Source organism: Pseudomonas sivasensis (genome assembly GCF_052938085.1).
In genome coordinates this window covers 3,718,124-3,738,976 of the sequence record NZ_CP176442.1, presented here as the reverse complement: position 1 = coordinate 3,738,976, position 20,853 = coordinate 3,718,124, and the positions used below count along the sequence as shown (strand labels likewise).

At 60.2% G+C, this 20,853-nt stretch carries 19 protein-coding genes; 14 read left to right on the top strand and 5 right to left on the bottom strand.

The genetic code is table 11. The annotated features are described in order from the left end of the window. The first annotated feature begins 33 nt into the window (after positions 1-33). Both ACKZ62_RS17350 and ACKZ62_RS17345 read left to right on the top strand, forming a co-directional pair. On the top strand, positions 34-504 hold the full coding sequence (locus ACKZ62_RS17350; RefSeq protein WP_032885766.1) for an Lrp/AsnC family transcriptional regulator: 471 nt from the start codon (positions 34-36) through the stop codon (positions 502-504). Between the two features lie 96 nt (positions 505-600). Continuing rightward, positions 601-1,038: a carboxymuconolactone decarboxylase family protein gene (locus ACKZ62_RS17345; protein WP_095185955.1), complete on the top strand. Its 438-nt coding sequence runs from the start codon at positions 601-603 to the stop codon at positions 1,036-1,038. 3 nt (positions 1,039-1,041) lie between these two features. Here the strand turns inward: ACKZ62_RS17345 and ACKZ62_RS17340 are convergent, their stop codons facing one another. Further along, a complete protein-coding gene (locus ACKZ62_RS17340; RefSeq protein WP_447095574.1) occupies positions 1,042-3,204 on the bottom strand; it encodes a TonB-dependent siderophore receptor in 2,163 nt (720 codons plus the stop codon). 240 nt (positions 3,205-3,444) lie between these two features. Between ACKZ62_RS17340 and ACKZ62_RS17335 the strand changes: the two genes are divergently transcribed. Then, positions 3,445-3,855 (top strand): SRPBCC family protein, encoded by a 411-nt coding sequence (locus tag ACKZ62_RS17335; protein WP_032885770.1) that lies wholly within the window; start codon positions 3,445-3,447, stop codon positions 3,853-3,855. A 612-nt stretch (positions 3,856-4,467) separates the two neighbouring features. Here ACKZ62_RS17335 and ACKZ62_RS17330 read toward each other — a convergent pair. After that, positions 4,468-5,859 (bottom strand): sensor histidine kinase, encoded by a 1,392-nt coding sequence (locus ACKZ62_RS17330; protein WP_032885772.1) that lies wholly within the window; start codon positions 5,857-5,859, stop codon positions 4,468-4,470. Next, positions 5,837-6,520, bottom strand: a complete 684-nt coding sequence (locus ACKZ62_RS17325) for a response regulator transcription factor (protein WP_010564812.1) — start codon at positions 6,518-6,520, stop codon at positions 5,837-5,839. Before ACKZ62_RS17325 ends, ACKZ62_RS17330 begins: the two co-directional genes overlap by 23 nt. 313 nt (positions 6,521-6,833) lie before the next feature. Here ACKZ62_RS17325 and ACKZ62_RS17320 point away from each other — a divergent pair, with 313 nt between their 5' ends. Continuing rightward, positions 6,834-7,739, top strand: coding sequence for a hypothetical protein (locus tag ACKZ62_RS17320; RefSeq protein WP_339483954.1), 906 nt, complete (start codon positions 6,834-6,836; stop codon positions 7,737-7,739). A 223-nt stretch (positions 7,740-7,962) separates the two neighbouring features. Here the strand turns inward: ACKZ62_RS17320 and ACKZ62_RS17315 are convergent, their stop codons facing one another. Together ACKZ62_RS17315 and ACKZ62_RS17310 are read right to left on the bottom strand one after the other, a co-directional pair. Beyond that, a complete protein-coding gene (locus tag ACKZ62_RS17315) occupies positions 7,963-8,871 on the bottom strand; it encodes a MurR/RpiR family transcriptional regulator (RefSeq protein ID WP_032885775.1) in 909 nt (302 codons plus the stop codon). An 82-nt stretch (positions 8,872-8,953) separates the two neighbouring features. Continuing rightward, positions 8,954-9,157 carry a hypothetical protein gene (locus tag ACKZ62_RS17310; RefSeq protein WP_143499427.1) on the bottom strand — a complete coding sequence of 68 codons (204 nt, stop codon included), beginning with the start codon at positions 9,155-9,157 and terminating at the stop codon, positions 8,954-8,956. Between ACKZ62_RS17310 and ACKZ62_RS17305 the strand changes: the two genes are divergently transcribed. From ACKZ62_RS17305 to ACKZ62_RS17260, 10 genes are all read left to right on the top strand, one after another. Further along, the gene (locus ACKZ62_RS17305) at positions 9,156-11,093 is read left to right on the top strand and encodes a bifunctional 5-dehydro-2-deoxygluconokinase/5-dehydro-2-deoxyphosphogluconate aldolase (protein ID WP_032885777.1); all 1,938 of its coding nucleotides are present in this window, start codon (positions 9,156-9,158) and stop codon (positions 11,091-11,093) included. The genes ACKZ62_RS17310 and ACKZ62_RS17305 overlap by 2 nt on opposite strands. A 184-nt stretch (positions 11,094-11,277) precedes the next feature. After that, positions 11,278-12,171, top strand: a complete 894-nt coding sequence (iolE, locus tag ACKZ62_RS17300; protein WP_447095573.1) for a myo-inosose-2 dehydratase — start codon at positions 11,278-11,280, stop codon at positions 12,169-12,171. Then, the gene (iolB, locus tag ACKZ62_RS17295) at positions 12,168-12,956 is read left to right on the top strand and encodes a 5-deoxy-glucuronate isomerase (RefSeq protein WP_442117574.1); all 789 of its coding nucleotides are present in this window, start codon (positions 12,168-12,170) and stop codon (positions 12,954-12,956) included. The genes iolE and iolB overlap by 4 nt, the downstream gene beginning before the upstream one ends. A 24-nt stretch (positions 12,957-12,980) precedes the next feature. Next, positions 12,981-13,796, top strand: a complete 816-nt coding sequence (locus ACKZ62_RS17290; protein ID WP_095185950.1) for a TIM barrel protein — start codon at positions 12,981-12,983, stop codon at positions 13,794-13,796. 10 nt (positions 13,797-13,806) lie between these two features. Further along, entirely contained in the window at positions 13,807-15,738 is a 1,932-nt protein-coding gene (gene iolD / locus ACKZ62_RS17285; RefSeq protein WP_447095572.1) for a 3D-(3,5/4)-trihydroxycyclohexane-1,2-dione acylhydrolase (decyclizing), read from the top strand. 19 nt (positions 15,739-15,757) lie between these two features. Beyond that, positions 15,758-16,768, top strand: a complete 1,011-nt coding sequence (locus tag ACKZ62_RS17280) for a bifunctional inositol 2-dehydrogenase/D-chiro-inositol 1-dehydrogenase (RefSeq protein WP_447095571.1) — start codon at positions 15,758-15,760, stop codon at positions 16,766-16,768. Between the two features lie 136 nt (positions 16,769-16,904). Then, on the top strand, positions 16,905-17,933 hold the full coding sequence (locus ACKZ62_RS17275) for a Gfo/Idh/MocA family protein (RefSeq protein WP_032885785.1): 1,029 nt from the start codon (positions 16,905-16,907) through the stop codon (positions 17,931-17,933). 128 nt (positions 17,934-18,061) lie between these two features. Further along, positions 18,062-18,238, top strand: coding sequence for a hypothetical protein (locus ACKZ62_RS17270; protein ID WP_163033238.1), 177 nt, complete (start codon positions 18,062-18,064; stop codon positions 18,236-18,238). 48 nt (positions 18,239-18,286) lie between these two features. Continuing rightward, a complete protein-coding gene (locus tag ACKZ62_RS17265) occupies positions 18,287-19,222 on the top strand; it encodes a sugar ABC transporter substrate-binding protein (RefSeq protein WP_122754346.1) in 936 nt (311 codons plus the stop codon). A gap of 65 nt (positions 19,223-19,287) precedes the next feature. Further along, on the top strand, positions 19,288-20,841 hold the full coding sequence (locus ACKZ62_RS17260) for a sugar ABC transporter ATP-binding protein (protein WP_032885787.1): 1,554 nt from the start codon (positions 19,288-19,290) through the stop codon (positions 20,839-20,841). Positions 20,842-20,853: the final 12 nt, after the last annotated feature.

Here is a 20,853-nt window from a genome sequence, read left to right as displayed (position 1 = left end):
AAAAACCCTAAAAATAATGAACAGAGGCAAATCATGCCCGTCACCTTGGACCGCACCGACAAAGCGTTATTGAACGCCCTGCAAGGCAATGCCCGTTTAACCGTGGCCGAACTCGCCGAACGCGTGTCCCTGACCACTTCACCGTGCTGGCGTCGGGTCCGTCATCTGGAGGAGAGCGGGGTGATCAGCGGTTACCAGGCGATTCTTTCGCCCAAGGCGCTGGGGTATGGGGTGACGGCGTTTGTCAGCATCATGATGGAAAGCCACACCCAGGATATCGCCCGGGCGTTTGAGCAGCGGTTGTTGGAGATTCCGGAAATCGTGGCCTGTCATAACGTATCGGGGCGCTATGATTTTTTGCTCGAAGTGGTCGCCAAGGATTTGGAGTCGTTTGGCGAGTTTGCGCGGGAGGTGTTGCAGACGCTGCCGTGCGTCAAAGAGATCTATTCGAGTTTTTCTTATAAGTCGGTGCGGCCGTTGCGGGTGATTCCGTTGCCGGGCTGATGCATTGGCTACCTGATCTTCCCCGGAATTGGATATTCCTGACGGCCGCGACGGTGACTAACCTAGCCACCAATCCCACCGTTCTGGAGTTCTCCCATGCAATCCCGTACCGACTTCTACACCGCTTCCCCGGACGCCATGAAAGCCATGCTTGCCCTTGAAGCGGCGGTCGGCAAACTCTCCATCGAGTTGCCGTTGCTGGAATTGATCCGCCTGCGTGTGTCGCAGATCAACGGCTGCGCCTTCTGCCTGGACATGCACACCGCCGATGCCCGCAAGGGCGGCGAAACCGAGCGTCGCCTGTACACCCTGTCAGCCTGGCGTGAAACGCCGTTCTTCACCCCCCGTGAACGTGCGGCGCTGGCCTGGGCTGAAAGCCTGACGCTGATCAGCCAGACCCACGCCCCGGACGAAGACTTCAACGCGCTGGCCGCTGAATTCAGCGCCCAAGAGCAGATCGACCTGAGCGTGGCGATCGCGACCATCAACAGCTGGAACCGTCTGGCGGTGGGTTTTCGCAAGATGCCCAAGTAAGCGTCAGAAGTTGATTGAGGCACTCAGGCGCGCCGTCAGTGGCGCGCCTTGGAACAGATAGTCATCGCCCATGTACTCACCCGCGTCGCGCCAGTAGCGCTTGTCGAACAGGTTGTCGACGCTCAGGCGGAACACCGTCTCGTAGCCGTCGACCTTGGTGGTGTAGCGGCTGCCGACGTTGACCACCGCATAATCTCCCACCTCCACATTGCCGCTGCGGTTGGCGTACTTCTTGGCGCTGTATTGCACGCCGCCGAGCACCGCCAACCCATTCACCCACGGCAACGCATAGTCGGCGTAGACACTGGCGCGCAGCTTCGGCACGTTGATCGCCTGATGCGCTTCGTATTGCGGCGTGCCGCTGCCGGTCACCCGTGCGCGAATCGCCGCCACGCAGGTGGAGATTTGCAGGCGTTCAGTGGCCCAGCCGTTGGCCGAGAGTTCTAATCCGGTGTTTTTCTGCTCGCCCTGCTGCACATAGGTGAAGTCGCCGGCAGCACCGGGCTTGGCGTACTGGTAGGCCTGGCGGGTCTGGAACACGGCAGCGGCGAAGCTGATGCGGCGCCAGTCGTATTTCACCCCGGCTTCGATCTGGCGTGAGGTGGTGGGTGCCAGGGTTTCAGCAGCGTTGGTGGCGAACCACGGCGCGGTGCCGCCCAGGGACAGGCCTTTGCTGTAGCTGGTGTACAGCGAGAGGTTTTCAATGGGTGTGTAGATCAGCGAAGCCTGGGGCAGGAACACGTATTGCTGGGTATGGCGTGTCTGGTCGCCGCTGACAGCGTCGAAGGCTTTTTCATCCAGGCGCACTTCGCGGCCACCGAGGATGGTTTGCCATTGCTCATTGAAACGGATGCGGTCGGTGACGAACACGCCGTATTGGCGGCTGTCGAGGTTGCGGTGGCTTGGATTCAGCGGTTTGTCGGTGGGGGTGAACGTCGGCGTGTCTTCGTCGATGTTGCTGGTGCCGATGTACTCGTTGACCGGGTTGCGCTTGTCGATCACCCGACGGAACGCGCTGGTGCCGAAGGTCAGCTCATGGCCGATGCCTGCAGTGTCGAACAACCCGGTCATGGCCGCCTGCACTTCGTCGTCGCGGCGGGTGTCGTCGGGGCTGCGGTAGTCGTAGACGTCGTAGTTTCCTTCGGGGCTGAAGGTGTTCGGCACGCTTGAGGTGCAACTGGTCGAGTCATAGCAGCCCCAGGCGAACGAGCTGTAATCATCGATCACCACCTTGCTGCGCGCGGCGCTGACGCTGCCTTTCCACTGGTCGCTGAAGCGGTATTCAAACCTGCCGTTGAGGTTCAACGAGTCGATGCCGACTTGCTTGGAGCCGCTCTGGTGGCCAAGCAGTTTTTTCGGCGAGGCGTCGTGGGGCACCTCAGTGCCGCCCAGCAACTGGTAGCCCGGTACCGAGCGTTGTTGCTTGTTCTGGTATTCCGCGTCCAGTTGCAGCACCGCGTCGGGGTTGATGTTCCAGTCGAAGGCCAGGGACACAAAGTCGCGCTGGCCGTTGGCATGCTCCACGTAGGAATTGAGGTCTTCATGGGCGACGTTGGCGCGCAGCCCGAATTGCTGCTCGCTGCCAAACCAGCCGCCGACGTCGGTGGCGATATAGCCACTGCCGCGGTCATCGGTGGACACCGTGACCGAGCGCACATCCTCAGGGCGCTTGGTCACGTAGTTGATCACGCCGCTGGGCTCGGAAATCCCGCTTTGCAGGCCGGCCAGGCCCTTGAGCACTTCGACCTGTTGCTTGTTTTCCAGGGCCACGTTCTGTTCGCCGGTGATGGTGCGCCCGTTGATCTTGTAACTGCTTGCCGCATTCAGCGAGAAGCCACGCACCACGAAGTTTTCGTAGTAGCCGATGGGCGCATAGCTGTCGCCTACCGAGGCGTCGTTGCGCAGCACCTCACTGAGCAGTCGCGCTTGCTGGTCCTTGATCAGGTCGGCGTTGAACACGCTGATCGAGGCCGGGGTTTCCAGCAGCGGTGCTTCAGTGAAGCCGCCGACCGAGGCGGTATCGGCGCGATAACCGGACTCATCCTGGCCCTGAACCTTCACGGCCGGCAGTTCGATCTCTGCCGCGAGGCTGTTGCCAATACCGCCGCTGAGCAACAGGCCGAGGGCGAAACGTGAACTAACGACGGGACGAAAACGCAAAACCATGGGGGCAGGGCCTTAAAGCGCAGGGCGGGGGGCGCATAAGCTAGGCATTACGGCGCGGTTTTACAAGTTATCGAGAATGGTTCTTTCACCTCACCCGCAACGGTGGAAGGCGGCTTAGGGATTAGATTTCAGCAAGAACGCTTAAAGGTGTTGTGTTCGCCGCTGCTTGAGGGAGTTGATGCATTGAGGCGCGTGGCGTGGCAGTCTGGACGACGTTTTCCTACGACTTGGAGATTTACCGTGGCAACAGCATCTGCAGTGATTGAAATCCCGGTATCGGCCGACACGGTCTGGCAATTGGTTGGCGGCTTCAACAGCCTGCCGGACTGGTTGCCGCTGATCGCCAAGAGCGAGCCAGGCGAAGGCGGCCGCTTGCGTCACCTGACCACTGGCGACGGTGGTGTGATCGTAGAACGTTTGCAGACCTTTGATAACGTGGCGCGCACCTACAGCTACACCATCGAGGAATCGTCATTTCCTGTGACTGCGTACCTGGCGACGTTGCAGGTTGAAGCGCTGAGCGAATCGTCGGCGAAGGTAACCTGGTCGGGCGTATTCACACCGGCGGCGGGCACCACGGATGCTGCGGTCGAAGAGTTATTTGCTGGGGTTTACAAGGGCGGTGTTGAGGCGCTGCGGGCGAATTTCTGACCTCATGAGCGCGCTTCTGTAGTGAGCGGGCTTGCCCCGCGCCGGGCTGCGAAGCGGCCCCAATAAACGCACCGCGTAGTGTCAAGCAGCGCCCGGGTCGCCTGGTTTGGGGCGGCTTCGCCACCCAGCGCGGGGCAAGCCCGCTCACCACAGATAACTGTCACTACAGACAACTGTCACCACAGATAACTATCGCCATAGATAACTGTCATCACAGACAACTGGCACTCCAATTTGCCGGGGTTTACAAGGGCGGGGTTGAGGCGCTGCGGGCGAATTTCTGACCTCATGAGCGCGCTTCTGTAGTGAGCGGGCTTGCCCCGCGCCGGGCTGCGAAGCGGCCCCAATAAGCGCACCGCGTAGTATCAGGCAGCGTCCGGGTCGCCTGGTTTGGGGCGGCTTCGCCACCCAGCGCGGGGCAAGCCCGCTCACCACAGATAACTGTCACTACAGGCAACTGGTACTACAGACAACTGTCACCACAGATAGCTGTCACTACAGATAGCTGTCACCGCAGACAACTGGCACCACGGGATAGCTGGTACAGCAAGATAACGGGAACAGCAGAATAATGAATGGCGCACCACAACACGCACATTCACTCGGTTAAGGCTATTCGGGCATAAGTTGTTGGCGGCACTCCAATACCAACCGCGCGCCCCCGCTTGCACTGCTGCCTACTTCCAACTTGAACCCATGCAAGTTGATGATCGCCGCCACAATCGACAAGCCCAACCCGAACCCACCTTGTTGGTCGCTCTCATCCACGCGATAAAACCGTTGGAACACTGCTTTGCGTTCCGCCGCCGGTATGCCCGGCCCGGAGTCGTGCACTTCGATGCGCGTGCTGCCGCCATCGTTGACCGCGCGCAAAATCACTTCGCCTCCCGCAGGGGAGAATTTGATTGAGTTGCTCAGCAGGTTGGCCAGGGCTTCGAACAGCAGTGCGCGATCGCCGGTGATCCACGGCAAGGATTCCGGGGTGTCGAGCACTAGATGCAGCTCTCCTTCTTCGGCCAGGGGCAGGTAGAAGTCGTGTAACTCGCGCAGCAGCGGCAGTGGGTCCATCACCAGAAAGCCTGAGCGGCGCTGGTGGTCTTCAAGCTCCGAGATACGCAATAGCCCGCGAAAGCGCGCCATCAGGGTGTCGGTTTCGGCGATGGCGTCGTCCAGTTGCAACGCATGCGCCGACTCGGCTTCGGCCTGCTGCTTGATGCGGTACAACTGCGCGCGCAGGCGTGTGAGCGGGGTGCGCAAGTCGTGGGCAATGTTGTCGCACACACCCTTGACCTCGTTCATCAGCTTCTCGATGCGGTCGAGCATGGCGTTGACGATGGCCGCGAGCATGTCCAGTTCGTCACGGCGGTTGGACAATGGCAAGCGGTGCGTGAGGTCGCCGGCGACGATGGCTTCGGCGCTGGCCTGGATCCCGCGAATCCGCCGTAACGGACGGCGGCGCAGCAAATGCCAGCCGGCAGCGCCGGGGATGATCGTCAGGGACAATGCCCACAGCAATGCATGCCAGATGATCCGCGTCACACCAAACAGCGAACCGTTGGCGCGCACCAGCACCAGCCAGCGGCCTTCGTCGGTGTGGGTGGCGACGGCGTCGCAGCTGTCCTTGGGCAGTTTGGGATCGTCGGAGTCAACGCAATTGGTCAGGGTGTGGATCTTGCCGTCCAGGGGCAAGTCGGGTGGTATCGCGCGGATCGGCCCGCTCAAGGGTCGAAATTGTTCGTCGAACAGGCCGTAGGCGTCCACGCCCTTCATGTCGAAGGTCATGCTGGTGGTCAGCGCCTCCACCAGTTCTTCACCGTCGAAACGCTGGAACAGGTGCTGGCGCTGCATCAGCGAGTGGCGCGAGAGGTCGCTCAGGTAACCGGAGACTTCGTAATACAGCACCCCCATGAGGATGCAACTCCAGGCCACGAACAGCGAACTGTACAGCGCCAGCAGACGGCTACTGGAAGAACGCCAGCCCTTAGAGGGGTTCAGCAATGACATAACCGGAACCTCGTACCGTGCGGATCAGCGGCGTGAGGCCCGGTGGATCGATTTTCTTGCGCAGGCGGCCGATGTGCACGTCGATCAGGTTGGTGCCTGGGTCAAAGTGATAGCCCCAGACTTCCTCGAAGATCATCATCCGCGACAGGATCTGCCCGGTGTTGCGCATCAAAAATTCCAGCAGTTTGTATTCGGTGGGCAACAGGCTCAGGGGCTGATCGGCGCGACTGGCTTCGCGGCTGATCAGGTTGAGTTCCAGGTCGGCCACGCGCAGGGCGGTTTCGAACTCCTTGACCGTGCTTTTGCGGCGCAGCAGCACTTCGACGCGGGCGGCCATTTCATCGGAGGCGAACGGCTTGGTCAGGTAGTCATCACCCCCGGCGCGCAGGCCGCGTACGCGTTCGTCGACATCGGAGAGGGCGCTGATCATCAGGATCGGCGTCGACACCCCAATGGTGCGCAGGGTGGTGACGATGGCCAGGCCATCGAGTTCGGGCAGCATGCGGTCGAGGGTGATCAGATCGTAATCACCACTCACGGCGCGGACCAGGCCTTCGCGGCCGTTGTCCACCCAATCTACGTCCAGTCCATGGCTACTCAGCTCGGCGACGATCTCGCGGGCCGTTACGGCGTCATCCTCGATGGTCAAAATGCGGGTCATAGGATTACCTGGTGAGCGATTCACACTAGAAGTGGGGGCATTTTGCCAAGAAATGGCTGAACGCTTCCTAAATAAAACTTCATGTTTCTGAAGCTCACCCTGTTTCCACGGTTGGCGCTCATAAAGTTGGGCAGGGCTTGCATAACGCCCGCTGGTGAAAGCCCTATCTTGCAACTTGCATGGTTCGGTTAAGTTCAATCGAGTTAACGTGTTGAATTTTAACGATTTTAATTTTATTACTCGCTGGCATGGTGCCTGCACTGTCCCTTTTGAGACTTGTAACACTATTTTTCCTGCCGGGAGCAAAACAACAATGATCACATCCTCATCCACGCTGCAAGAGTCGAGCACGCTCTCCGGGGTTTCCTGGGGGGCTATTTTTGCAGGAGCCGCGGCGGCAGCTGCGCTGTCGCTGATTTTGGTACTGCTGGGTTTCGGCCTGGGCTTTTCGGCGGTGTCGCCGTGGGCCGATAGCGGTATCAGTGCCAAGGGGCTTGGCATTTCCACCATTGTCTGGCTGGCGTTTACCCAGATCGTTGCGTCCGGTTTGGGTGGCTATATCGCCGGCCGGTTACGTGTGAAGTGGGCCGGGATGCATGGCGACGAGGTGTACTTTCGCGACACAGCCCATGGCTTCCTGGCCTGGGCGGTAGCCACGTTGGTTACCGCAGTGCTGGTGGTCGGTTCGGTCAGCAGTGTTGTCAGCGGTGGCGTCAAAGCCGGTGCCAGCGTGGCGGCGGGTGCTGCCAGCGGAATCACTCAAGCGGCCGGCAGTGCGGCTAAAGGCGTGAACGGCGGCGACTTCGACTATTACGTCGACAGCCTATTTCGCGATGACCGCCCAGTTGCCGTCAGCGATGACGCGGCCCACGGCGTAGTCGCCCGCATCTTCACCCGCACCCTGAGCAACGACGGCCAACTGGCCGCTGAAGACCGCGCCTACCTGGCCCAGTTGATCAGCCAGCGGACCAACCTCAGCCAGGCCGAGGCCGAAGCGCGTATCGACAAGGTTTACGGCGATGCCCGTAAAGCCGTCGAAGACGCCAAGCTCAAAGCCAAACAGGCTGCTGATACCGCCGCCAAGGTCGCCGCTTACACCTCGCTTTGGACCTTTGTTGCCCTGTTGATCGGTGCGTTCTTTGCCAGCTTCGCTGCGACCTTTGGTGGTCGTCGTCGCGATGCCGTGGTGTACGTCGAAACCGAAAACTACGTTCGTTAATTCAAGGAGAACAACATGCGCTCATTACTACTTTGGTTCCTCGGCGTGCCGATCCCGGTGATCATCCTGATCGCGATTTTCATGCACTGATCCGGACCCAGCTCGGTCCATTGTGGGAGGGGGCTTGCTCCCGATAGCGAAGTGTCAGTCGACAGCAACATCGACTGTTCCAACGCCATCGGGGGCAAGCCCCCTCCCACATTTGCTTTGCGGTGTTTGATAGTCAGTCGTCGAACCCGACTTGCTCGTGAATTTCGTCCACCTTCAACTCCAACCGATACGCCACCGCAATAAACAGCGCCTGGCACAGGCAGAGGGTCGCGCTCAATGAGCGGAAGGCAAACGACGAACCTTCATTCACCAACAACACTGCGTTCGCCCGCTTGGCCAGGGGCGACAGGTTGCTGTCGGTGATGATCAGGGTCTTTGCCTGGTGGTGTTGCGCAATGCGCAGGCAGTGCTGGGTCTCTTTGCCGTAGGGCGTGAAGCTGATGGCGATCACCAGATCATTGGCGCGCACGCTGCGCATCTGCTCGCGGTAGCTGCCGCCCAGACCCGAGATCAGATGGATACGCTTGTTGGTGTGCTGCAGGTTGTAGACCAAGTAATCGGCCACCGCGAACGAACGGCGAACACCCACCACGTAGATATTGTCGGCATTGACCACCAGGTCCACGGCTTTGTCGAACGCGACGTCATCCAACTCCAGCCCCAGACGCTCAATACCCGACAGCGTGGCGTTGACGCATTCGCGCGCCAGGTCGCCGCCGCTGGCCTTTTGGGATTTGTTGGCAATCATGCTGCGAATGCGCTGCTGGTAGTTCTGTACCGGCGTGGTCTTGTGGGTGTAGGCCTCGCGAAACAGTGCCTGCATTTCACTGAACCCACTGAAGCCGAAACGCTGGGAAAACCGCACGATCGCCGAGGGATGCACTTCGCATTCGCGGGCGATGTCGCTGATGCGGTCAACCATGATGCGGTCGCTCTGTTGGCTCATGTAGCTGGCAATGCGCTTGAGTTGCCGAGGCAGGCTTTCATATTCGTCGGTGATCAGCTGCAACAGGCGTTCGGCATTGACCGGAGGGCTGGCGAGAGGGGCTTCCAGGGTGGTCTCGGGATCGGTGCGGGACATGGGCAATCCTTCTGGCGTGTTCGTCTGATGCGCTGATGGGTGGCGCAAGTCTACAGGGTAGGCGCAAAAAAATACCCCGGCATCACGGCCCCGGTGGGCTGCTGAAACGATGCACGCGGGCTAGGGTGCCATTATGCTGGCTTATTGGAAAAAATATTCCACTAAAAATAATTCTGGAATAAATATTGATTGAGCCCGCTGAACGTTCTAGTCTGCTCTCACCAAGAGCGTGAGCCGTCACCACGGCGGCACCACGCAGGCTGATAAAAATAACAGGAGCCAGCATGGGCCAGACTCGTTTTGCCAGTGGGCGTCAATTGGATCTGATTTGCCTCGGGCGCCTGGGCGTCGACCTCTATGCACAGCAAGTAGGTGCGCGGCTTGAGGACGTGTCCAGCTTCGCCAAATACCTCGGCGGTTCCTCCGCCAACATCGCCTTCGGCACTGCGCGGTTAGGCCTTAAGTCGGCGATGCTGAGCCGCGTGGGTGACGATCATATGGGTCGCTTCCTGGTGGAATCCCTGGCCCGCGAAGGCTGTGATGTCAGCGGCATCAAGGTCGACCCGGAACGGCTCACTGCCCTGGTGCTGCTGGGCCTCAAGGACCGCGAAACCTTCCCGTTGGTGTTCTACCGCGAAAACTGCGCCGACATGGCCCTGCGCGCCGAAGACATCAGCGAAGCCTTTATTGCCTCCAGCAAAGCGCTGCTGATTACCGGCACGCATTTCTCCACCGACGGTGTGTACAAGGCCAGCATCCAAGCGCTGGACTATGCGGCCAAGCACAACGTCAAGCGCGTGTTGGATATCGACTACCGCCCTGTGCTGTGGGGCCTGGCAGGCAAGGCAGATGGCGAGACGCGTTTTGTCGCGGACCAGAATGTCAGCCAGCATGTGCAGAAAATCCTGCCGCGTTTCGACCTGATCGTCGGCACCGAAGAAGAATTCCTGATCGCCGGCGGCAGCGAAGACCTGCTCACCGCGCTGCGCACCGTGCGCGAACTTACGCCTGCCACGTTGGTGGTCAAGCTCGGACCGCAGGGGTGCACGGTCATCCACGGTGCGATTCCTGCGCGCTTGGAAGACGGCGCGATCTACCCTGGCGTGCGTGTGGAAGTGCTCAATGTGCTGGGCGCTGGCGATGCATTTATGTCGGGCTTTCTCAGCGGCTGGATCAATGACGCCAGCGACGAACGTTGCAGCCAACTGGCCAATGCCTGTGGCGGCCTAGTGGTCTCGCGCCACGCTTGCGCTCCGGCCATGCCGACGCCAGCCGAGCTTGATTACCTGTTCAACAGCCCGGTGCCGATCACCCGGCCGGACCAGGACGTGACCCTGCAACGTCTGCACCGTGTCAGCGTGCCGCGCAAGCAATGGAAGCAACTGTTTATTTTCGCCTTCGACCACCGCTGGCAATTGGTCGACCTGGCGCAAAGAGGCGGCCAGGATCCGGCACGCATCAGCGATATCAAGCAGCTGTTTATCCAGGCCATCGAACGCGTGGAAAAAAAGCTCGCCGAGCAGGGCGTTGCCGCCGATGTGGGGTTGTTGGCCGACCAGCGTTTTGGTCAGGACGCGCTCAACGCCGCCAGCGGTCGTGGCTGGTGGATCGCCCGCCCGGTGGAAGTGCAGAACTCGCGGCCCTTGGCCTTCGAGCATGGCCGTTCGATTGGCAGCAACCTGATCGCCTGGCCTCAGGAACAGATCATCAAGTGCCTGGTGCAATTCCACCCGGATGACGAACCCTTGCTGCGCCTGGAACAGGAAGCCCAGCTCAAGGCGGTGTACGAGGCGTCCCTGGTCAGCGGCCATGAATTGCTGCTGGAAGTCATCCCGCCCAAGGATCACCCGTCCACCTACCCGGACGCGCTCTACCGCAGCCTCAAGCGCCTGTACAACCTGGGCATCTACCCGGCGTGGTGGAAAATCGAGGCGCAGTCGGCCGAGGACTGGAAAAAGCTCGACGAGCTGATCCAGGAGCGTGACCCGTACTGCCGTGGCGTGGTGTTGCTGGGCTTGAATGCCTCGGCTGAGTTTCTCGCTGACGGCTTCCAGCAAGCCAGCCAAAGCACCACCTGCCGTGGGTTTGCCGTGGGCCGCACGATCTTCCAGGAACCGAGCCGTTTGTGGATGGCGGGGGAGATTGATGATGAGACGTTGATTCAGCAGGTACAGGCGACCTTTGAGCAACTGATCAACGCCTGGCGCAGTGCGCGAGGCTAAACCCAGTTCCTAATTTGAAATGCAATCCAATGTGGGAGGGGCGGTGCGACGATTCGACTTGCCCCCGATGGCTGAGTGTCAGACAACACTTCTGTAACTGAACTACCGCTATCGGGGGCAAGCCCCTCCCACATAAAGCAGAAAGCAGATCTCAGTGATACCTGAAAATAATAAAGGTGCAGCCATGCCCGCAATCCGAATTGGCATCAACCCGATCTCCTGGAGCAACGACGACCTTCCGGCCCTCGGCGGTGAAACTCCGCTGAGCACTGCCCTGAGCGAAGGTAAGGAAATCGGCTACGAAGGTTTCGAACTTAACGGCAAATTCCCCAAGGATGCCAAGGGCGTCGGCGACGTATTGCGCCCCTATGACTTGGCGCTGGTCTCCGGCTGGTATTCCAGCCGTCTGGCGCGCCGCTCGGTGGCTGAAGAAATCGAAGCCATTGCCGGCCACGTCGAACTGCTGAAACAAAACGGCGCCAAGGTGCTGGTGTACGGCGAGGTGGCCGATTCGATCCAGGGCTCGCGCATTCGCCTGATCGAACGCCCGCGCTTTCATAGCGAACTGGCTTGGCAGGAATACGCCGACAAGCTCACTGAGTTAGCGCGTTTCACCTTGTCCCAAGGCGTGCGACTGGCGTACCACCACCACATGGGCGCGTACGTCGAATCCCCGCAAGACATCGAAGAGTTGATGCGCCGCACCGGGCCGGAAGTCGGCCTGCTGTTCGATTCGGGCCACTGCTACATGGGCGGCGGCGAACCCCTTGACGTGCTGCGCAAACACATTGACCGCGTGTGCCACGTGCATTTCAAGGACGTGCGCAAACCGGTGGTGCAACTGGCGCGCAACCAGATGTGGAGCTTCCCCGACTGCATCGTCAACGGCACTTTCACCGTGCCCGGCGATGGCGATATCGATTTTGCCGAGTTGCTCGATGTGCTGCTGGCCGCCAAATACGAAGGTTGGCTGGTGGTGGAGGCCGAGCAGGATCCGGCAGTGGCGCCCAGCTATATCTACGCGAAAAAGGGCTATGACACCTTGCGTGCTCTTCTCACTGAGAGGGTTGGACAATGAGTCTGTTGGTTAAAAGCAACAAACGCGGGCAAACCATGGTTGCCCTGGAAGAGGGCCGTCTGGAATACGTAGGGTTCAAAGCCTACCGCCTGAGCCTCGGCGAAACCCTGCCGGTCAGCGCTGGCGATAAAGAACTGTGCCTGGTGCTGCTCAGCGGCCGGGTGAACATCGAAGGCGAGGGCTTCAACTGGCAGAACCTTGGTGATCGCCAGTCAGTGTTCGAAGAAAAGTCCCCGTTCGCCGCCTACCTGCCGCCGGGCACCGATGCCCAGGTCACCGCCTTGAGCGACGTACAAATTGCCGTCTGCGCTGCTCCCGGTGCCGGCGGTTACGAACCGCGCCTGATCCGCCCGCAAGACTGCAAGCGCAGCGTACGTGGCAAAGGCGCCAACACCCGTTACGTGTGCGACATCCTGCCCGACACCTCACCGGCTCATTCGCTGCTGGTGGTGGAAGTACGCACGCCGTCGGGGCATTCGTCGAGCTACCCGCCGCACAAGCACGACACCGACGATCTGCCGCACCAAAGCTTTCTGGAAGAGACCTACTACCACCAGATCAACCCGCCCCAGGGTTTTGTGTTTCAGCGGGTCTACACCGACGACCGCAGCATCGACCAAGCCATGGCCGTGGAAAACAGTGACTTGGTGGTGGTGCCCAAGGGCTATCACCCGGTCAGTGTGCCGTACGGCTACGAGTCTTATTACCTGAACGTCATGGCCGGCCCCAAGCGCGCCTGGCATTTCCACAACGACCCGCAGCACAGTTGGCTGCTTGACCTTTAAAACGGTTCTAGACGGAGAACAACAATGAAGTCGCCTCTACGCTTTGCCCTGAACCGCATGGTCGCGCCCAACCTGTCCCTGCCGGATTTCATCCAATTGGCGGCCGCGCTCCAGTGCGATGCCATCGAAATTCGCAATGACCTCAAAAACCGTGAAATCGAATACGGCACCCCGGCCAGTCGCGTGCGTGAGTTATGCGCGGTGCAGGGCATTACGGTGCTGTCGATCAACGCGCTGTACCCCTTTGATGTGTGGAACGACGAGCGCCGCGCCCAGGCGATCAAACTCGCTACCTACGCCCGTGAATGTGGTGCCCAAGGCCTGGTGATGTGCCCGCTCAATGAACCGGGCGACACGCGCAACGATGCCCAGCGCGCCGCCGGTTTGCGCACTGCATTGAGCGAGCTGGCGCCGATCCTGCGCGAGTACGGGATTCTCGGTTTCGTCGAACCCCTGGGCTTCGAAGAGTCTGCCCTGCGCCGCAAGCGTGTGGCGGTGGACGCAATCAAGTCCATTGGCGGCCTGGATGTGTTCCGCGTGGTGCACGACACCTTCCACCACCACTTGGCCAATGAACATGAGTTCTTCCCGGAGTTGACCGGCCTGGTGCATATCTCCGGCGTGGAAGATGCCGAGGCGCCGCTCAACTCGATCCGCGACGGCCACCGCGTGCTGGTCGGCGAGGGCGACATCCTCGGCAATGCCGCACAGATCGACACGTTGCTCAGCACCGGTTACAGCGGCTACCTGTCGTTCGAGCCATTTGCCACAAGCGTGCATGAGTTGGCGGATATACAGCAGGCGTTGGGGGCAAGCATCGCCCACCTGCAAAATCGTTAAGGGGCGCGACATGACCACAACACGACTGACCATGGCCCAGGCCCTGGTGAAGTTCCTGGATAACCAATACATCGAAGTCGATGGCGTGCAGAGCAAGTTTGTCGCCGGCGTGTTTACCATTTTCGGCCACGGCAATGTGTTGGGCCTGGGCCAGGCGCTGGAGCAGGACAGCGGCGATCTGGTGGTGCACCAGGGCCGCAACGAGCAGGGCATGGCCCACGCCGCCATTGGTTTTGCCAAGCAGCACCTGCGCCGCAAGATCTACGCGTGCACCGCCTCTGTCGGCCCTGGCGCGGCGAATATGCTGACCGCTGCGGCGACCGCCACCGCCAACCGTATCCCGTTGCTGCTGTTGCCCGGTGATGTCTACGCCAGCCGCCAGCCCGACCCGGTGCTGCAACAGATCGAGCAGTTCCACGACCTGAGCATCAGCACCAACGACGCGTTCCGCTCGGTGAGCAAATACTGGGACCGTATCAACCGTCCTGAGCAACTGATGACCGCCGCAATTCACGCCATGCGCGTGCTCACTGACCCTGCTGAAACCGGCGCGGTAACCCTGGCGCTGCCCCAGGATGTGCAGGCCGAAGCCTGGGACTACCCTGATTATTTCTTGCAAAAACGCGTGCACCGTATCGACCGCCGTCCGGCCACCGCCGCGATGATTGGCGATGCGTTGGCGGCTTTCCGAGGCAAGCGCAAGCCGCTGATTATCTGTGGCGGCGGCGTGAAGTACTCCGGCGCGAATGCTGCGTTGCAGGCGTTTGCCGAGCGTTTTGATATTCCGTTCGCTGAAACCCAAGCGGGCAAAAGTGCGGTGGTCTCAAGCCATCCGCTGAACGTGGGCGGTATCGGTGAAACCGGCTGCCTGGCCGCCAACCTGCTGGCGCCAGAGGCCGACTTGATCATCGGTATCGGTACCCGCTATACCGACTTCACCACCTCATCCAAGTCACTGTTCAAACATGGCGAGGTGACGTTTCTCAACTTGAATATCAGCCCCGCCGACGCCTTGAAGCTGGACGGCGTGCAGGTGTTGGCCGATGCCAAATTGGCCCTGCAAGCGCTGGCCGATGCCCTCGGCGATTATCGCTCCGGATGGGGCTCGCAGATCAGTGAGGCCAAGGCGCAGTTGGACGCCGAAGTGGACCGTGTGCACCAGGTGGAATACCAGGGTGATGACTTTGTGCCTGAGGTCGATGACCACCTGGACCGCGCTGTACTGCGCGAATTTATCGAGCTGACCGGCTCGTGCCTGACCCAAAGTCGCGTACTCGGCGTGCTCAATCAAACCCTGGCCGATGACGCGATCATCGTGGCCGCCGCCGGCAGTTTGCCTGGTGACTTGCAGCGCGCCTGGCGCAGCAAGGGGGTCAACACCTACCACGTCGAATACGGCTACTCGTGCATGGGCTACGAGATCAATGCTGCCCTGGGCGTGAAGCTGGCCGAGCCGACCAAAGAGGTCTACGCGCTGGTCGGCGATGGCTCCTACATGATGCTGCACTCGGAGCTGGCCACCTCCATCCAGGAGCGACGCAAGATCAACGTAGTGCTGCTGGACAACATGGCCTTCGGCTGCATCAACAACCTGCAGATCGGCAATGGCATGGACAGCTTCAGTACTGAATTCCGCTACCGCGACCCCGAGAGCGGCAAGCTCGACGGCGCGCTGGTGCCGGTGGATTTCGCCATGAGTGCGGCGGCCTACGGCTGCAAGACCTACAAGGTCAGCACCGTGGAGCAGCTTGAAGCGGCCCTGGCCGATGCGCGCACGCAAACCGTCTCGACCCTGATCGACATCAAAGTGCTGCCCAAGACCATGATCCACGGCTACCTGTCGTGGTGGCGGGTAGGCGTGGCGCAGGTTTCCACCAGTGAGCGCACCAACGCAGCGGCGAAAAAACTCAATGAACACCTGGCGAAGGCCCGGCAGTACTAATAACAAGAGGAGTGTTTGTATGTCTTTGAAGCTTGGAGTGATCGGTACCGGCGCCATTGGCCGCGACCATATTCGTCGTTGCAGCCAGACCTTGCTCAACAGCCAGGTGGTGGCGGTGACCGATATCAACCTTGAGCAGGCCGCCAAGGTGGTTGCGGAGTTGAAGCTGGACGCCGAGGTGTATCCGGACGGTCACGCGCTGATCAACTCGCCGCAGGTGGAAGCGGTGCTGGTGACCTCGTGGGGCCCGAGCCATGAAGAATTCGTGCTCGCGGCCATCGCCGCCGGCAAGCCGGTGTTCTGTGAAAAGCCCCTGGCGGTGACTGCCGAAGGCTGCCACAAGATCGTCGAGGCCGAAGTGGCCCACGGCAAGCGCCTGGTGCAGGTGGGCTTCATGCGCCCGTATGACGAAGGCTATCGCGCCCTCAAGGCCGTGATCGACAGCGGCCAGATCGGCGAGCCATTGATGCTGCATTGCGCGCACCGCAACCCGACGGTGGGTGAGAACTACAAGACTGATATGGCGATCACCGACACCCTGATCCACGAGTTGGACGTGCTGCGCTGGTTGCTCAACGACGACTACGTATCAGTGCAAGTGGTGTTCCCGCGCAAGACCAGCAAGGCCTTGGCCCACCTGCGTGACCCGCAGATCGTGCTGCTGGAAACCGCCAAGGGCACCCGTATCGATGTGGAAGTGTTTGTGAACTGCCAGTACGGCTACGACATCCAGTGCGAAGTGGTAGGGGAGACTGGCATCGCCAAATTGCCGGAGCCTTCACAAGTGCAATTGCGCAGCGGTGCCAAACTGTCGAACGCAATTTTGATGGACTGGAAGGACCGTTTTATCGGTGCCTATGACGTGGAGTTGCAGGCCTTCATTGATAGCGTGCGCGCCGGGCAGGTGGGTGGGCCGTCGGCGTGGGATGGGTTTGCGGCGGCGGTGGCAGCGGATGCGTGTATTGAGGCGCAGGGCAGTGAGCAGATTGTGAAGGTGAGCTTGCCGGATCGTCCGCACTTCTACGGCTAACACTCGGTCAATGTGGGAGGGGGCTTGCCCCCCGATAGCGGTGGGTCAGCAATAAATTTGTTTCTGATCCACCGCTATCGGGGGCAAGCCCCCTCCCACAGTTGATTGGGTTTCCAATTCAACTCAGGAGTTGATCATGCGAATCGGACTAGTCGGCTACGGCCACGGAGGGCGCTTTTTTCATGCGCCGCTGATTGCGACTTTGCCGGGTGCGACGTTTGTCGGCGTGGTGACGCGCTCACCAGAGCGGCGCCAGCAATTAAGTACTGATCTTCCAGGTGTGAAGGCCTTTGACAGCATTGGCCAGATCGTCGAAGCCGGTGTCGATGCGCTGGTCATTTCCACCACCCTCAAGGGCCGCCCGGCGCTGGTGCTGGAGGCCATCGAACACGGTGTGGCGGTGGTCAGCGACAAACCCTTTGCCGCCAACGCTGAACAGGCTCAGGCGTTGATCACCGCTGCCGAACGCCATGAAGTGTTGCTCAGCGTCTATCAGAACCGGCGCTGGGACTCGGATTACCTGACCCTTCGCAAGCTCATCGACGCCGGTGCACTGGGCACCATCACTCGTTTCGAATCCCGCGTGGAACGCTTCAGCCCTCAAGCGGTGGGCAATGCCAGTGGCGGGGGGTGGCTGCGTGATCTGGGCAGTCATCTGGTGGACCAGGCGCTGCAACTGTTTGGCCCGGTGGACCGGGTGTTCGCACAATTGCACTACACCGCCGAACACCCCAGCGTCGACCACGGTTTCTTCGTCTCCCTGACCCATGCCAACGGGGTTATTTCCCATCTCTGGGGCAACGCCCTGCAAAACAGCCAGGCCCCGCGCTTTCGGGTGAGTGGCACCTTGGGTTGTTACACGGTGGACGGGCTGGATGGCCAGGAAGAAGCGCTGATGGCGGGCAAATCGCCGAAAACCGAAGGCGAGCACTGGGGCGCCGAGGAGCACCGCCGCTGGGGCTGGTTTGAGCAAGGTGATGAGCGTGAACGGGTGCCTTCAGAAAAGGGCTGCTGGACGCAGTTTTACCGGCAACTGCAAGCGGCCGTGCAAGGGCAGGGACCCTTGCCGGTAGATGCCTATGACGCGCTGGAAACCACCCGTATATTGGACGCCGCACGCCTGAGCGCCGAGCGTCAGCAGGTGGTTTCAACAAAAATAGAATAAAATTCTAAAACAGGTTGATATGGAAATTATTTTCCAATAAAGTCTTTTCCAGGTTGCATAAAGTACGTCTTGGGCTCGACCCCGGCGACTCAACAAAAACAAGATCAAAAACAACCAGGTACCGTCAGATGAAAATCTTCAACGCTGTACTGCGAGTTTTACGCCCTGCCCACACGCCCCGCGGTCTGCCCCGCGCCCGGCCGTTCTACTTCTCCTTCCTTAATGTGCTGTGCGTCGAAAACCAAGGCGCGCTGGTCTGCTGCATTCCTGGCGCCCCGGTCGTTCGACTGCCCGCCGAGCTCTGATAAACGCAACGTCCAAAAAACCAACAAGAAAGTGGAGACAGACCGTTCATGAAGACCCCGATCCGTTTTACCGCGCTGGCTTTATCCATGATGCTGGCCAGCGGTTTTGCTAGCGCCGCCGACATCAAGGTCGGCGTGAGCATGTCCGCGTTCGATGACACCTTCCTCACTTACCTGCGCGAAGACATGGATAAGCAAGCCAAGTCCTATCCCAAGGGCGACGGCGTGCAGTTGCAGTTCGAAGACGCCCGCGCCGATGTGGTCAAGCAACTGAGCCAGGTCGAGAACTTTATCAGTCAGAAAGTCGACGCCATCATCGTCAACCCGGTCGACACGGCTTCCACCAAAAACATCATCAACGCCGCGACCAAGGCGGGCATCCCGCTGGTGTTCGTCAACCGCCGTCCGGACCAGAAAGACCTGCCCAAGGACGTAGTGGCCGTAACCTCCGATGACGTCGAGGCCGGCAAGCTGCAAATGCAGTACATCGCTGAAAAACTCGGCGGCAAGGGCAAGATCGTGATCCTGCTGGGCGACCTGGCGAACAACTCCACCACCAATCGCACCAAGGGCGTGAAGGAAGTGTTGGCCAAGTACCCGGACATCAAGATCGAACAGGAACAGACCGGTATCTGGCTGCGGGACAAAGGCATGACCCTGGTCAACGACTGGCTGACCCAAGGCCGCGAGTTCAATGCGGTGTTGGCCAACAACGATGAGATGGCGATCGGCGCATCCATGGCTTTGAAATCGGCCGGCAAGGAAAAAGGCAGTGTGCTGATCGCCGGGGTCGACGGTACGCCGGACGGCTTGAATGCGATCACCAAGGGTGACATGGCCGCCTCCGCGTTCCAGGACGCCAAGGGCCAGGCGGTGGGCTCGGTGGAAGCGGCGCGCAAGATGGCCAAGAAAGAGCCGGTCGAGCAGAACGTGATCATCCCGTTCCAACTGATCACTCCGGAAAACGTCGCCAAGTTCAAGTAGCCCAGACATAACAACAATGAACCGGCAGGGCGGTCGTGCCCGCCCTGCTGATGGAGTACCTCCCTATGCTCGCTCAAGCCGTTGTCTCGCAGCCTCCCGGTATCCAGCCGCTGGCGCAGGAAGAACCCTACCTGCTGGAAATCGTCAACATCAGCAAAGGCTTTCCCGGCGTCGTCGCCTTGGCCGACGTACAACTGCGTGTGCGCCCCGGCACAGTGCTGGCGCTGATGGGCGAGAACGGTGCGGGTAAATCGACCTTGATGAAAATCATCGCCGGTATCTATCAGCCGGATGCTGGCGAAATCCGTCTGCGCGGCAAGCCCATCGTCTTTGAAACACCCCTGGCGGCCCAGAAAGCCGGGATCGCGATGATCCACCAGGAACTCAACCTGATGCCCCATATGAGCATCGCCGAAAACATCTGGATCGGCCGCGAGCAGCTCAACAGCCTGCACATGGTCAACCACCGCGAAATGCACCGCTGCACCGCCGAGTTGCTGGCGCGCCTGCGCATCAACCTGGACCCCGAGGAACACGTGGGTAACCTGAGCATCGCCGAACGGCAGATGGTCGAGATTGCCAAGGCCGTGTCCTACGACTCCGACATCCTGATCATGGATGAACCGACTTCGGCCATTACCGAAAAGGAAGTGGCCCACCTGTTTTCGATCATTGCCGACCTCAAGTCGCAGGGCAAAGGCATCGTCTACATCACGCACAAAATGAACGAAGTGTTTGCCATCGCCGATGAAGTGGCGGTGTTCCGCGACGGCCATTACATCGGCCTGCAACGTGCTGACAGCATGAACAGCGACAGCTTGATCTCGATGATGGTGGGTCGCGAGCTGAGCCAGCTGTTCCCGGTGCGCGAGACGCCTATCGGCGAGTTGCTGATGTCGGTGCGCGACTTGACCCTGGATGGCGTGTTCAAGGACGTCTCCTTCGACCTGCATGCTGGCGAGATCCTCGGTATTGCCGGGTTGATGGGCTCGGGCCGTACCAACGTGGCGGAAACCATCTTTGGCATCACCCCAAGCAGCAGCGGGCAGATCACCCTGGATGGCGCGCCGGTACGCATTACCGACCCGCACATGGCCATCGAGAAAGGCTTTGCGCTGCTGACTGAGGACCGCAAGCTCAGCGGCCTGTTCCCGTGCCTGTCGGTGCTGGAAAACATGGAGATGGCGGTACTGCCGCACTATTCGGGTAACGGTTTTATCCAGCAGAAAGCCCTGCGTGCGCTGTGCGAAGACATGTGCAAGAAGCTGCGGGTGAAAACCCCGTCTCTTGAGCAGTGCATCGACACCTTATCCGGTGGCAATCAGCAGAAAGCCTTGCTCGCCCGGTGGTTGATGACCAATCCGCGGTTGCTGATCCTGGATGAGCCGACCCGAGGCATCGACGTCGGTGCCAAGGCCGAGATTTATCGCCTGATCTCCTTCCTCGCCAGCGAAGGCATGGCGGTGATCATGATTTCCTCGGAGCTGCCTGAAGTGCTGGGCATGAGCGACCGGGTGATGGTGATGCACGAGGGTGAACTGATGGGCACCCTGGACCGTGCGGATGCGACCCAGGAAAAAGTCATGCAGTTGGCCTCCGGTATGACCGTAGTCCACTGACGAACAGCCGTG